Below are 13,769 nucleotides of genomic sequence, written 5' to 3'. Positions count from 1 at the left end.
GAATGATTTTATCGTTCTGTCACTGGCCATTTTTGGCTATGAAAATCTAAACTCATGAAGAATTTAATGATTAATTTCGACGTCTTATTCTTTTTCAAAACCATTACGGCGATAAACGACTAAAAATAGTATCATAAAAATCACGCAGCTGGCAATCATTACCAGCCAGTCAATCATCTTCAATGGCTGGTTGTTTCCAGTGGCAAAACCAGTAACCATTTTTGCAACGATCCCCGTGAAAATAAAGTTATTGATTTTTTCAAAAATATCGATCATGTCAGAAAACAAGGGTACCATCATCAGCACCATCATCAAGCCTACCATATTATTAGAAGCGGCCATTTGATTTTTCGAAAAAATCCCAACAATCATGCCTAGAATACTAGCAGCGACTGCAGATAGTGTTGTGGCTAGGAAAAACTGAATCAATGCGCTGGTAGCTAATGAGACACCGCTGACAATTAGTACAAACAAATTCAAGACAATCGTTACTAAGAGAATTGGCAGGATGCAGCTAATGAAATAATCAATCCCTGTTACCGATGAAGTCATCAATGTCCGCAACGTATTCTTTTCCTTGTCTTTTGCCAGCAATGTTGCTGGCATCATCAAACTCACCATGACTGTTGAAAACAGCGTGCCCATCCGCAAGATTAAGGATAGCAACATCTCGCGACCGTCACCTTTCATCATGCTGGAAAATCCATAACGATACAAAATGATAAAAGCCGGCACCATTAATACACTCACAAGAAATGTTTTGTTTTTGAATAACTCTTTGACTTTGAATTGCGTCAATGCGCTTATTTTTGAAATTGAGATAATCATTGTAATCCCCTCCCAGTCACTGTTAAAAAGACGCTTTCCAAGGTTGGCTCGCAAGAATGGATGGCTTCGATCTTGTCTTCCACCAGCCAATCTTGAATTTTCGCTGCACTTGCTGGACAGTGATTCAACGTGATGCGTTCGTTGTTGTTTAATAAGATACGGTATTTTTTGTTTTCGTTGTAGCGCAGACAAATATCCTGCGGCGCACCAAATTCCACGATGTGTCCTTCATTCAGCAATGCGACCTGATCACACAATTTTGTCGCCTCCTCCATATTGTGAGTCGTCAAAAATATGCCCATGCCTTCATCTCGGAGGTCCATCAGTAGACGATGAATCTCAAGCGCGGTTGACGGATCGAGCCCAGAGGTTGGTTCGTCCAAGAATAACAATTTTGGTTTATGCAAAACTGCCCGTGCTAAGATCAAACGCTGGCTTTGTCCTTTCGATAATTTTCCCGCGTGTTGTTTTTTTTGCTCATGCAAATTGACACGTTTCAATAGCACATCGATTTCCTTTGGCTCGACCTTCAATAGCTTCGCGAATAATAATAAATTGTCATAAACGCTGAATTCTTCGTAAATCCCGCTAGCATCAGTTACGATCCCAATCTGTTCATAGATTTTCTCGTTGATTTTTCGTGTGTCCGTTCCTAAAATAAGCGCATCGCCTGACGATTGCTTCAACTGACCGGTCACGATCTTGATCGTTGTTGTTTTTCCCGACCCTGATGGCCCCAAAAATCCCAGAATCTCACCGCGCCGAATCGTCATGCTGATATCCTTCAATGCTTCGATGTTTTTAAACGTTTTTGAGATATGCTTTAATTTCAATAATTCCATCATGATTTCACTCCTTTATTGCGTCCATCATACAAAACTGATCGGCAGTAAAATGGATTTTGTCTTAAAATGTCGTTCAAGTGTCATGATTGGTCAGCTAATTCGTGCTGAGGAATTAATTAAATTAGTTTGGTTCTCACTTCGGATACAATTCTGCTATACAGGTCGTTCGATAACTTATTCAGATTTACGAACAACGCTCGTATTTTTTATGAACTGTGAAAAGCAGAACTCGCAAAAAAAGAACTGCAATTTCTCGCAGTTCTTAACTCAATTCGTTTAAAGGCTCTTTCCTATAATAGAAAGTCATTGTATTTTCTGCTTCATGTAGTTCAAATTTCCCATCGGTTTCAAGCGACAAAATTCGCTGGAGATTGATAAAATCTTTTTCCGGCAGGATTTCTTTTGGCAGATCAATCGATACAGCATCAGTTGCTTGTTCTACAGTCATTAAAAAATCTAAGAAACGCTTCCGCAATTCCAACGAAGAAATTTCCCCTAGTATGTCTAGACGTTCCAAATAGTGCGCCATTTTTTGCTGAGTGATCGTCACGTTTTGTTCTATATACTTTTTCGCCGTCACAGAATCATTCTCTTGGGCGTAGGCATAAATCGCCGTAAGCAGGTTTTTGTAATCGTGTTGCGTTTTCCGCAATTCTTTTTGGATCTGCTCCAGATAATAGGTGTAAGCTTTTTGTTCAGCCAATTGTTTTGCGAATTGTTCCGCCTGATGATACTCTCGAATTTCGATCGTGATAAACAGTAAACATAGAAGAAACAAGAGAATAAACAAGCAGATCAACCAAATAGCATTTCCTTTCAATAGGCGATATAAAAAATAACTACCGATGATTGCTATTTGCTCTAAAATAAATAATGCGATCACGATCTTCGGGTGTTCACTTACTCGTAGCAATCCAGTGATCAATTCGCTATCTCTCATTTTCTTCAGCCAATAAATCAAGGCCAACGAAGTAATGATCATTACGCCGAAATTGATCAGCCATAGGTAAAATGCTTCCCCTGTTGCACTACTATAAAAAAATGGTTCAGTAAACTCTAGCATAGTAACAAGTAACCACTGCCAAAAATGAAACAGCGCGGACGAAAATGTCACGCTTAACAGTAGTAAGATTTTTCGCGTTCGTGAAAAAATCATGCACATCGTTAAAAACTGGAGGAGACTATCTGCTAGTACCATTACGATCATTGTCATTGGAGCAATGTGGTGAAACTTTTGAATATCGTTGATCGTCAAGAAACTGGCTCCAATAGAAAAAATCGTCGTATAGACGAATAAGCAACCAAACATTTTTTTCTTTGTTGGGGCTTCGTGAGAAAAAGTATTAGCGAAATAAAGTGGTAAGAGACTGATGGTAAGTGTTGACCAGAAGTTTTCAATTAAAAGCTCACGCAAATTCATAAGCAGCCTCCTTCTCAATAATCAGCACCTGCACGAACTGATCTTGTTCAATTCGTGTGTCCTGCAAAATATTGTCATATCCGCTGACAATCTGTCGCAGATTACTCAAGCCAAATCCACGCTCTGAACCTTTCGTTGAATAGCTTTCATGCCAAATTTTTTGCAGATCCGGTGTGCCGTCAAAAGAATTTTTTACCACTATCGTTAAATGCTTTTCTTGTAGGAGAATCAACGTCAATTCGCTATCGTCAGCAGTGGCTTCAATCGCATTGTCTAATAAAATGCCCACACATCTCAATAGATCGGTTATCGTCATCGAAATCTGTGTGATGGGCGTTTGGACTTCGACCAATAAACGACAGCCGCGCTTTTCTGCCTCCAAAATTTTGCTCAAAACCAATCCCTTTAACTCCACAACCTCGATCAAAACAAGCTGATTCATTTGTTTGATGTGTTCGTCAACCGACTGATCGATTTGAAAGACTTCTTTTTGCAAGAAATTCAACATTCCTATAGAATCGTCAACTTCTGCATAGTTAGTGAGAGAAGATAAAATTGCTTGATAATTATGCTGTACCGTATGCAATTCTTTTTGCGCCAATTCTAAATGACGTGAATAGATTTCTTGTTGTGTTAACAGCTCCTGAGCTAGACGAGTGCGCTGGCGGCGACTCAGCTTGATCGCGAAATAACTGGCGATGAAAAACAAGGCGAGATAAAACAGGCCATAATAAAAGACTGTTTTATCAGCGTAAGCTTCACGCAGAATAAAGACTGCGTCATAAATAAAGAATCCGATGATCATCAGCCAAATCGCTCTTCGATGCTTCAGCAGCTCATCAAACTGCTGAAATAAACCAAATTTATCAAAAAATTTAATCAGTAATATGGTAAATATGAGGGTACTACCATCAATAGCTAGGGAAGAAACAAGTACTGACTGGTTCAAAAGCAGTTGATCCAAACCCGATGAATATAACAAGCCTGAAATCATATAGTTTATGGCAGCCATAAGTAAAGTAGTAAAAACATAGACAAACATTCGTTGATAAATAAACACTTTTTTTAATAGTAGGTGTGTATAGATCAAATAAAAAACTATATTATAAACATTCTGCACGTATAATAACCATTTTTCATAATGCCCCGCAGTCACTATCTGCTGATACGTAATACAGGTCCCTAAAAAAGCAGCGCTTCCCCAAATAGCAAAGGTTAGTATGATCAGCTTTTTCGTGTCTAAACCTTTATTGAATATTAAACTGTTTGCCCATGCTAAAAGCACAAAAGCGGTGCTGATATTTGCAAAATTAATCCCCAAAAGCATCCAAAACACGTGATCCTCACCTTTCAAAAATTGCTGGGTTACCGCTTCTCTAGTCGCTCCTTCAGCAATCGTTTTCCTTTCCTTGAAATGAAACATGTTGCACCATTTATCATTTCAAGCTCTGCCTTTTTATAATCTGCGTATTTGATCTTTGCAAGATTCACCAAAAAAGAACGATGCACTTTACAAAAGTCTGGTGTCAGTTCTTCCTCGATTTCTTGCAAATTGCCCCGAAATTCTATGATCCGATCTTTCCCGTAAACGCGAAGAAAATGCGAACGTTCCGATGTCTCGAAGTAATAAATCTCTGATAGGGGGAGTTGATAAACGCGCTCTCCCGCTTGAATCGTGTAATAAGTTTCCGTCGAGCCTCGTTCTTGCGAAATCAGGCGGTAGATTTCATCCAGATTTTCTTGAATCTGTTCTGTTAAGTGGGCCGGATTTTCCTTCGTTAAATAGCTCATAGCCTCCAAGCGATATTTGAAGGTTTCAAATATCAATTCTTCATGGGTCGTCACAAAAATAAAAAAACCACGTGTATCGATCTTCCTAAGCGCTTTTGCCAAAGTAAATCCGTCAAACTCGGTGTGCGCAAGATCGACATCTAAAAAATAAATACTGCGTAAATCCTCTTGCGTTCGTTGATTTAACAGCGTATTTGGATCGCTAGTCGCCAACGTCACGTGCATATCGTAATCTTTGATCATCAAGTAGCGTTCGATCGTGCTCTTGATAAAGGCTAATGTCTGTCCGTTATCATCACATATATAAATCGGAACCATAGTGATTCTCCCTTTTAAAAAATGATAAAACAATTATAACATTCTTTTTTTAATATAATCTTTGTTTATTAAAAAAGGACCATCTAATGCTAGTATTTAGTCTACTAAGTTGCATAGATTTTAAAAGAAAAAACGAAAATTTCTGATCAAAAGCAACTTTTTAGTCCGTTTTTTTCGTTATCTTTAAAGCGGCTCGAAATCTGTCAATGCTCCTTTTATTGCATAAAAACGTGTTTTAAACCCAAATTTTTTTAAGGAAATAACGTCGAAAGGGTTCGGAAAGCCTAGCATTTTTCGTTGTTAAGAGTTATTTTTAAATCATAAATTCAATCATGAAAAAAATGTAAGCGGTATAAATGGTATTAGGGTTGAAAAGGACGAGGAGTGGAAATGTATGCAGACAAAACGCTTGGAAAAAAGACAGTTGTTCCATATGCTTGGAAGCAATCTTGAAAAACGAATCATTCATTTTTACAGGGAGACAAAGGATAGCTCATTGACGATTGAGTACGTGGTCGCGGTCTTAGTGAGACAGGCTTTGACGGTAAGCGTTACTGATTTTTCTTGTCGGGAGTTAATCAAAGAGCTCTTCCTAAACGCAGCGCCGAACAACACGTTGCGGCGTTTCAGTGTGCTTTTTGAAAGCTATTTTGACCAACGGGAATGGGAAACGATTGTTGCTCGTCTGTATCGTGACAATACTGATTTTCTTTCTGCGACGGAGGAAGCTTGTTTGTATAGGGAGTACCTAAAAGAAAAAGACGCGACTAGAACCGATGATTTGGCGGATCATGAGTTTACGCTTAAAGCGATCTTCAAAGGCGCGAATGGGCGCAAACATACGTGGACATTGAAGAATGCTCACCCAACGAAGAATCGTGAAGAAATTTCTGGCGCCTTAAAAATTCTAACCATGCTGACTATATTTGAGACAAATGGGGTAAGAAAGTTCACTGAATTCGTCGATTTTAATCGAGATGCGACGAAACTTGATTTGCAATATATTGAAGAACAACCTGAACCCAACAAAGCTATTTCTGAAAAGCCAAAACGTGATAAGAACGTATCAGGCAAAATGAAAAATAGCCAACCGGAGAAGCAGTCAATCGAAAGTTCTGAAGACCGCAAGAGTGTGCCGGACAAAGGGAAGTACAAAGATCCAGCGGTCAAACAAAGTATTTTAAGTGGACGAGATCCGAATGAGTCAACCGGTCAGACAAAGGCGAAGCAAGCGATAAATGCTGAAGGTGCTATGGCGCACGATTTATCGCAAGAAGAACCACCAAACGCTCCATCTTCAAGCGACAACAAGCAGAAAGACTCTGATACTGGAAATCCTAAAAAAGAACAAAAAAATGGAAAAAATAAAGAGCAGAAAGAGGAGAAAAAGTTTCGAAATCGAGTCGCGAAGTATCTCAAAAAAAGAGGAAAAAAGTAGGGAAGGAAGCGGAGCAAATGGATATTGAGGCACTGTTTACAAATGGTGTGGGCCAAACCCACAAATGGCGAATCAAAGAGGATGATACTTCTCAATCGGATACAGGTATCTATCAGGCATTGCAACGATTGACGACTACGCATCTTTTTGATGAAACTGGAGTGGAGATTTTCAAAACAGTCCTATCTGCAGCTTTTGTCGAAACAACGGAGACAGTGATCTTTGGGTTTTCGAGTGAGAGCGATCCAGAAGAGGAACCAGAAAAAACAATTCAATCCTTTGAAATGCTTTTACCACAGGAGGCGCAGCAGTTCTCACTAGTAGAGAAAGTCGACTTTCTAGTGGATCAAAATCCAGTTGGAACAGTCTTAAAAGACTTTCGGTTTGAAGCCTTGGAAGAACAGGAAGAAGCTACAGAGCCGCAGGTCATTTTACGAGCAATTGATAAATGACTGGTTGTAAAACAATAAAGCGTTTTATATACTTTCATTAGGGGCAAAATCGAGAAAGAAGGGAGGGAGTATTTTGAATTTTCATCAGTGATTATGAGTAACACTTTGCCTTAGAGTCTCTAAGAATGTGAATTTAAAGTTCTCCTTCCCAGCGGACGCTCTTTTACTATGAATGAGAACCATTCAGCAAAAGAAGTCGTTTGGAAACATACGGGGGTATGTTTCTTTGTTGTGGGATTAATTAAATGATCCCTGCAACGAAGATGGAGATTCCTGGGCTTCGATTGGAAGATTGAGGTAAAAACGACAAATGAATGGAGAAAATGATGAAAAAAACAATGATTGGTTTGTTGGCACTAGTTTCTTTAGGATTAGCTGGATGCGGCGGCGGTGATGACAAAGCCGATACAGCTAAATCAACGGAAAAGGAAGCCGCGGCTTTTACCGGCGAATACATCGTGGATGCAGCGTATGTTAAGAAAAATATGGATGATATCATTCTGATTGATGCTCGCGGCGAGGAAGAAGCCAACAAAGGGACCATCAAGGGTGCTACAGCAATTGGCTGGCAAAATTTGGCTTCTGTCGAAGAAGGCGCGTCAGGCGATGAAAACTGGGGATTGGTTTTAGAACCGGCTGAACTAAGCAAACGTCTAGGTGAAAAGGGTATCGCGAAGGACAAAGAAGTGGTGCTGTTTGCCGGTGCGCAAAAAGGTTGGGGCGACGATGGCCGGATTGCTTGGGAATTACTGGCGGCTGGCTATCAGGATGTTAAAATGGTGGATGGCGGCTTTGCGGCATTGAAAAAAGCAGGACTTAAAACAGATATAGAGAGCACGAAATTAGATCCTGTTGACGTTAAAATTGATTCAATTGATCAGGAACATATTATTCGGACAGATGAATTGAAAAAGGATTACGATGACTACAAAGTTGTAGATGTTCGAGAAAAGAAAGAATACGACGGCGATGTTTTATATGGAGAGGCTAAGGGTGGACACTTGCCTGATGCGATTCATATACCATTTACAGAACTATTCCAAAAAAATGGCAAGCTAAAGAGTAATGAAAATCTAACGAAACTATTCGAAGACGCGGGCTTAACCAAAGATGACAAGATCGTTACGTATTGTACTGCTGGAATTCGTTCGGCGTATATGGAACTAGTCATGGAGATGTGCGGCTTCAAGCAAGTAAAAAATTATGACGGTTCATACTATCGTTGGGCAAAAGTTGAGGATGTAGAAAAATAATGTCTAAAATAAAAAAACGTTCGCTTGCTCGGATTTTATTGATCCTGTTCATTTTACTGGCAGTGATTGGCTTTTATTTTGTTCCGGGTATTCGTTCGAAGGTCACCCAAGTATTGATGCTGTTTCGTTCTATGAGTGTAGAAAGTATTGTGGGATATTTGCGCTCCTTTGGGGTTTGGGCGGTAGTCATCTCGTTCCTGCTAATGATGTTCCAATCCATCATTGCCCCGTTACCGGCATTCTTGATTACGTTTGCGAATGCTGCAGTTTTTGGTTGGTGGCAAGGCGCCTTGCTTTCATGGACGAGCGCGATGGCGGGAGCATTGGTGTGCTTTTATATCGCACGAATTGCCGGACGAGATCTCGTTGAACGCTTGAACAAGAATTTTTCATTGGACAAGCTAGATGAGTACTTTGATCGCTATGGAAAACATACGATTCTCATTTGTCGTTTGTTGCCATTTATTTCTTTTGACTTTATCAGTTATGCAGCTGGTTTAACAGCAATCAAGCCGCTGCCATTTCTGATTGCAACAGGGATCGGGCAACTTCCGGCAACGATTGTTTATTCCTATGTCGGCAGCAATTTAACCGGCAGTACCAAGACAATATTGTTTGGCCTGTTGAGTATGTTCGCGTTGTTTATTGCGATCTATGTTTTCAAGCAGATGTATCAAAGTCGACAGACAAAGACCCATAAATAATCAAGTGAATAAAACGAAAATCGTCTGCACAATTTTGTGCAGACGATTTTCGTTTTATTTCAGTCGATCCAAGAGCCAATCAATTCCATAGGTACAAGTTTTCTGAGCTTCATTATTCCCACAATGGACATTGCCGGAAATCTCATAGTATTCCTTATCCTTGCTAGAACAGTTCTGATAAATAGTTTTTGCTCCTACTGTGCCAATTACGGGATCTTCTTCTGTGTGCTGGACTAAAACAGGACAGGTGATATTTTTAAGAACGTCATCAAGTGTCATTTTGTGGGAAATCGCTTCAGCTTCTTCTAAGGTCTCTACATTAAATTTATTTAGGAAATTGTACATATAAAATTTATCAATCCCCGCAAAGCTGTGCATAGTTAACTGATCCAACTGTGAACAGCCTCCTCTAACAACTAAACCTGAAAACTCTTCTGGATAACGACAAGCTGCACTAGTTGCTAGATACCCGCCAAAGCTTACCCCGGCAAGTCCAATTTTATTCCCCAAATCTGACCGATTTTTTATATACTTAACAATCGCTAGAACGGCATCATCATAATTATTTTCAGTCAAATACAACTCGCGATTCAAATTGCATTCCCCCTGACCAGGACCATCAAATATGATCGCTGCTGCTCCACGATTAAAGACGGTCTCCGCAATAATGAAATTCTCTTCTTTGAAGCCAGTTGCACCAACAACGCAAATGACTACGGGAACATCCTTTGGTGCATTTTCAGGCAGTAATAAATAAGCGGGCATCTCTTTGCCTTCAAAGGGAATTTCAATATAGTGAACTTCCTGCTTCTCCATTAATTGCTTGCTGCGTTTAAAGCTGTCAACAAGTTTTCCGTAGATGCGATATTTTTCTTCATCAATGGATTTGATGCCATAGTCTCCTAATCGATAAAGAGCATTTGCATTGAAGTAGTACTCACTAGCCGTTTCTAGGTGTCCTTCTTGTTCATTCTTCTCAGCATAAGTAAAAGCTGCATCACCCAAACTTTCGCAAACGGTTACAAAATCTTCTGCTTCATCTTCGCCTATTTTCTCTAATGTATCGCAATTGAGCTCAGTAACATTCATCATCTTAATAAAATCTTCTGGTGCCATTTTACCGCCTAAAATTCTACCAATATCTTGTGCGGGTGGTCTTTTTCTTATTGTCATCTTGTTCTCTCCCTTTTTAAATTAGTTCTCCAGTACAGTGTACTATACACGAATAGTACACTGTACTGGAGATGTTGTCAATTTCTTTTTTACTTTTTTTCAAGATTCGCTTATGATAAATGAAATAGAAAAATCGAGGGTGCTTATGCTAGACAAAAAAACGGCTATTTACGAAAGTGCAAAAGAATTATTTTTTCAAGAAGGATATAAAAATGTCTCATTGCGAGATATAGCGGAGGCTGCGGGGACAACCATCGGCAATTTGACCTATCATTTTCCTAAAAAAGAGGATTTACTTTTGCGAATTCAAAAGGAACTTTATGAAGAATTTTTTGCTGTGTTTGATAGTGAAATTACGCAGGAAAATGCCATGAGTGTTTTATTGAAATCTTTTTATGAGATTCAGGAGATTCGTGAAAAAAATAGATTCTACTATGAATACATCATAAATATTCATGAGGAATTCCCTAGTATGAAAGAGGAACTGCTACTATTCAGAAAACGACTAAAGAATTTTTATCAAACTATTTTTCAAGTATTAGTTGAAGATGGCGTCATGCGAGAGGATTTATCCGCTTCGGCGTATAAACATCTAGTTACGACGATTTCGTATCTTACTTATACTTGGTATCAAGTAACTACGCCTTATTATGATGACACTGATAATTTATCCTTATCAGAAACATTGACGTCGTTAGTTCAGCCCTATCTGACTAAGAAAGGCCAAAAAAGTCTTGAATTCTCATAAGAGAGAGTTCAAGACTTTTTCTAATGCTTATTAAGCAGCCAAAGTTTCTTTGTTTTGCTCGATGTAATGTTCATAGAGCATATCTAGGAAAAGAATTTCGGTCACGTTTTGGTAAGGCATTACATAAAAATTCGTGAACTGGAAGATCGCTGTGAGATTCCAGAAGAAGAAAGAAAAACGCAGGATCAAAAATTCTAGTTTATAGCCATGCATAATCTGGCGACTTAATAAGATGGTATCTGAGGCATTTAAGTTGTCATCCTTTTCCAATAAATAGTTGGTCATGGCGTAGGAGGCACTTTTTACGATGCCCGGGATAACGAACAGCAGCGACCAAAAGAAGGTATAAACGGCGATTAACACATTCGCTTTTAAGACACGATTTTTTTGTGCCTTGATGAAGTAAGCAAAAATTTGTACCCCATCTGCACGATTGCCTCTTAAGGTATGGATCGCACACCATTGTAAGACAGCGGTCGATAAAGCGCCAATCAAAAAGATCAGAATTAAGGCAGCAATCATTATTAGAAACCAGACAAATAGAGAAAGCCCCGATGAATAGGGAGCGCCGTATTCATAACCATAGTTATAATCATACCCGTAATCATAACTGTCGTAATAGCTATAAGGGCTAAGTATACTCAAAAGCCCGTGAGTAAAGAAACGAACATAGGCAATTTGAAAAACTAATCCTACAAAGAAGTTTACACCAATCAATAAAATAATTGTTTTTGCCCATTCGCCATATCTGCCAGATAATTTTTCTTGAACTTGTTTCTTGATTTCAGCGCGAGTAATATTTAAGCCTTCTACTTTTTCCAGTTCAAGCTTCAGTGGTTCTTCTACTTTAGGTTGATACATGGGTTTGTTGTTTTCTGATTCTGTTTGAGGACCAACCGCTGGTCTTATTTGTTGTTCCAAATGATAGCCGCACGACGGACAAAAATTCGCTTCTTGGCGGACCTCCGCACCGCAATTAGGACAGTATCTCATTTTTTCACTCTTTTCTTTTTTCGTTCAATACCATCTAACAATTATCAGTGATAAGGAGGGGCTCGTCAACAGGCCTTTTAAAAATAGCGTTTTCAATAAGTGCTATACTAATGACATCAGAAAAAAGAAAGAGGAGCTGGACAAATTGGCAAATATCCGTACTAATGATGAACTACTTGAAGTCACGAATGTTGCTGAGCTGAGACAAAGGGTTAAAGAGCAGAAGGAAGAGTTCATTATCAAAGGGGATTTTCGTGGATTAATGATGGACATCAAGCAAAGTCAAGTATCTGAAACCGCTGAAATAGGCTTTGAGCTAGGCTCTGGAGGATTAGGAACACTGATAGCTCAAGGTGTTCTGCGTGTAATGAATTTTTTTGAAGAGGATACGAAATTGGAAAATTTAAAGCAGGATATCGCTCGTTTATATACGATTGATTTTATCAATAATAATGAGATAAAACTAAGATTGAAGCAGTTGGATTATTGATCTGTTGAATAGAGAGCGTCGTATTAATCCGCACATAGTCTGCCGTTACTAATTAGATTACTGCTAATTATCCTATCAGTACTCCATTTAGGTTGGTGACTTTTGAATGCTGGTTCGACCATTACAAAAACACCCAAGTCTTGGTATCAAGAAAATGAGTGTCAGAAAGATCGTTTATGTCTTCTTATAAAATTTTAAACATTCATTTATTCAATGTCGATACTACAGCAAAAAGTAGTTAAAGAAGTATGTTGAGTTTTTAACTAAGAAGCATCCTACTTATCCGATTGGAAACAACTGATCCAACGTAACGAGGACCCCATCATCATCATTTGAAGGGCAGACATAATCTGCAACTTCCTTCACATTATCTGACGCGTTTTCCATCGCGTAGCCGAAACCACAATACGCCAGCATCTCAAGGTCATTCCCACCATCACCAAAAGCGGCACATTGTTTAGGCGTGATTCCCCAACGCTGAACGAGCTTCTTCAATCCGGAGGCCTTATGACAATTCGGAATGATTAAATCCACTGAACCGTGACCGCTGCTGGTAGGCACCAATAACTCAGCTAATTTCTCACGAAATAAATCACAATAGTACGCAGTTTTTTCCACCGGAACGGTTGGCGCAAACTTCAATATCTGATCTTCTACTTGTTCGAAATCATCTACCCATTGCAGTTTGTGGTAATAGATATTCGTCAATTCAAAAAATTCTTCACTTACAGTTCCCCGTTGGCAATAGGCACTCTTGAGACCGCACATGACATTTTGGACTTCCGGATGTTTTTTACATAAATCTAAAACGGATGTAATCGCCTCTTTCGAAATATTTGCTGAAAAAACCAGCTCCTCTTTGTCTTTTACTAGAGCCCCATTTTCAGCAATAAAGCTGAGCTCGTTATAATAGCCGGGAAAATGAGAACGTAGTTGATAATACTGATTCCCACTAGCCACGACAAATTGGCAGCCTGCCTTTTTCATCCTAGATAAAGCCGCCTTGAATCGGGGGATGTCATAGGTATAATCACTTCGCGCAAAGGTTCCATCCATATCTACTGCAACTAACTTAATATTGTTCGGGTTAGGGTTCATAAGAATCGCTCCAATCGAATATACTACTATCATTCTAGGGCTTAATTCTTTAGTGAGCAAACGCTCGGACAGCTCCTTCATTCTTTAAAATTAGACATTTCTCATTTTAAGGAAAGAAAAGTATTTTTTTCTCACTTTTTCCGTCTGTATAGCTGCCAACAAGTTGCTAAAAGACCCCACAAGAGCCTGCTTAAAGTTGTGTTTTATAAGATTTCTAT

At 39.2% G+C, this 13,769-nt stretch carries 14 protein-coding genes; 6 read left to right on the top strand and 8 right to left on the bottom strand.

Going from position 1 to position 13,769, the window contains the following annotated elements; all coding sequences use genetic code 11:
- Positions 1-84 precede the first annotated feature (84 nt).
- The 5 genes from IGI44_RS14810 to IGI44_RS14790 all read right to left on the bottom strand — a co-directional run bounded on the left by IGI44_RS14810 (position 85) and on the right by IGI44_RS14790 (position 5,202).
- Positions 85-828, bottom strand: coding sequence for an ABC transporter permease (locus IGI44_RS14810; protein ID WP_438788514.1), 744 nt, complete (start codon positions 826-828; stop codon positions 85-87).
- Complete coding sequence (locus tag IGI44_RS14805; protein WP_438788513.1) at positions 825-1,673, bottom strand: ABC transporter ATP-binding protein; 849 nt, start codon at positions 1,671-1,673, stop codon at positions 825-827. Before IGI44_RS14805 ends, IGI44_RS14810 begins: the two co-directional genes overlap by 4 nt.
- Positions 1,674-1,935: 262 nt before the next feature.
- Positions 1,936-3,093 (bottom strand): hypothetical protein, encoded by a 1,158-nt coding sequence (locus tag IGI44_RS14800; RefSeq protein WP_438788512.1) that lies wholly within the window; start codon positions 3,091-3,093, stop codon positions 1,936-1,938.
- Entirely contained in the window at positions 3,080-4,516 is a 1,437-nt protein-coding gene (locus IGI44_RS14795) for a GHKL domain-containing protein (RefSeq protein ID WP_438788511.1), read from the bottom strand. Before IGI44_RS14795 ends, IGI44_RS14800 begins: the two co-directional genes overlap by 14 nt.
- Positions 4,459-5,202, bottom strand: a complete 744-nt coding sequence (locus IGI44_RS14790; protein WP_438788510.1) for a LytR/AlgR family response regulator transcription factor — start codon at positions 5,200-5,202, stop codon at positions 4,459-4,461. The genes IGI44_RS14795 and IGI44_RS14790 overlap by 58 nt, the downstream gene beginning before the upstream one ends.
- 394 nt (positions 5,203-5,596) lie before the next feature.
- Here IGI44_RS14790 and IGI44_RS14785 point away from each other — a divergent pair, with 394 nt between their 5' ends.
- The 4 genes from IGI44_RS14785 (at position 5,597) to IGI44_RS14770 (ending at position 9,049) form a co-directional block, all read left to right on the top strand.
- Positions 5,597-6,640, top strand: a complete 1,044-nt coding sequence (locus tag IGI44_RS14785; RefSeq protein ID WP_438788508.1) for a hypothetical protein — start codon at positions 5,597-5,599, stop codon at positions 6,638-6,640.
- 17 nt (positions 6,641-6,657) lie between these two features.
- Positions 6,658-7,092: a hypothetical protein gene (locus IGI44_RS14780; protein WP_438788506.1), complete on the top strand. Its 435-nt coding sequence runs from the start codon at positions 6,658-6,660 to the stop codon at positions 7,090-7,092.
- Between the two features lie 326 nt (positions 7,093-7,418).
- On the top strand, positions 7,419-8,345 hold the full coding sequence (locus IGI44_RS14775) for a sulfurtransferase (RefSeq protein ID WP_438788505.1): 927 nt from the start codon (positions 7,419-7,421) through the stop codon (positions 8,343-8,345).
- Positions 8,345-9,049: a TVP38/TMEM64 family protein gene (locus tag IGI44_RS14770; RefSeq protein ID WP_438788504.1), complete on the top strand. Its 705-nt coding sequence runs from the start codon at positions 8,345-8,347 to the stop codon at positions 9,047-9,049. The genes IGI44_RS14775 and IGI44_RS14770 overlap by 1 nt, the downstream gene beginning before the upstream one ends.
- 54 nt (positions 9,050-9,103) lie before the next feature.
- Here IGI44_RS14770 and IGI44_RS14765 read toward each other — a convergent pair whose 3' ends face one another.
- Positions 9,104-10,222, bottom strand: a complete 1,119-nt coding sequence (locus IGI44_RS14765) for an alpha/beta hydrolase family protein (protein WP_438788503.1) — start codon at positions 10,220-10,222, stop codon at positions 9,104-9,106.
- Positions 10,223-10,367: 145 nt separating this feature from the next.
- Here IGI44_RS14765 and IGI44_RS14760 point away from each other — a divergent pair, with 145 nt between their 5' ends.
- Positions 10,368-10,970, top strand: a complete 603-nt coding sequence (locus IGI44_RS14760; protein ID WP_438788501.1) for a TetR/AcrR family transcriptional regulator — start codon at positions 10,368-10,370, stop codon at positions 10,968-10,970.
- A gap of 30 nt (positions 10,971-11,000) precedes the next feature.
- On the opposite strand, the gene IGI44_RS14755 is transcribed toward IGI44_RS14760, so the two are convergent.
- Positions 11,001-11,963 (bottom strand): DUF975 family protein, encoded by a 963-nt coding sequence (locus IGI44_RS14755; RefSeq protein ID WP_438788500.1) that lies wholly within the window; start codon positions 11,961-11,963, stop codon positions 11,001-11,003.
- Positions 11,964-12,108: 145 nt separating this feature from the next.
- On the opposite strand from IGI44_RS14755, the gene IGI44_RS14750 reads away from it, so the two are divergent.
- Positions 12,109-12,453, top strand: coding sequence for a hypothetical protein (locus tag IGI44_RS14750; RefSeq protein WP_438788499.1), 345 nt, complete (start codon positions 12,109-12,111; stop codon positions 12,451-12,453).
- A gap of 279 nt (positions 12,454-12,732) precedes the next feature.
- Here the strand turns inward: IGI44_RS14750 and IGI44_RS14745 are convergent, their stop codons facing one another.
- Positions 12,733-13,551 carry a Cof-type HAD-IIB family hydrolase gene (locus IGI44_RS14745; protein ID WP_438788498.1) on the bottom strand — a complete coding sequence of 273 codons (819 nt, stop codon included), beginning with the start codon at positions 13,549-13,551 and terminating at the stop codon, positions 12,733-12,735.
- Between the last annotated feature and the right edge of the window lie 218 nt (positions 13,552-13,769).

The sequence above is a fragment of the Enterococcus sp. DIV0756 genome (assembly GCF_051710745.1).
Taxonomy (GTDB): Bacteria; Bacillota; Bacilli; order Lactobacillales; family Enterococcaceae; genus Enterococcus_A.
This window is presented reverse-complemented; position numbering and strand designations above follow the sequence as displayed.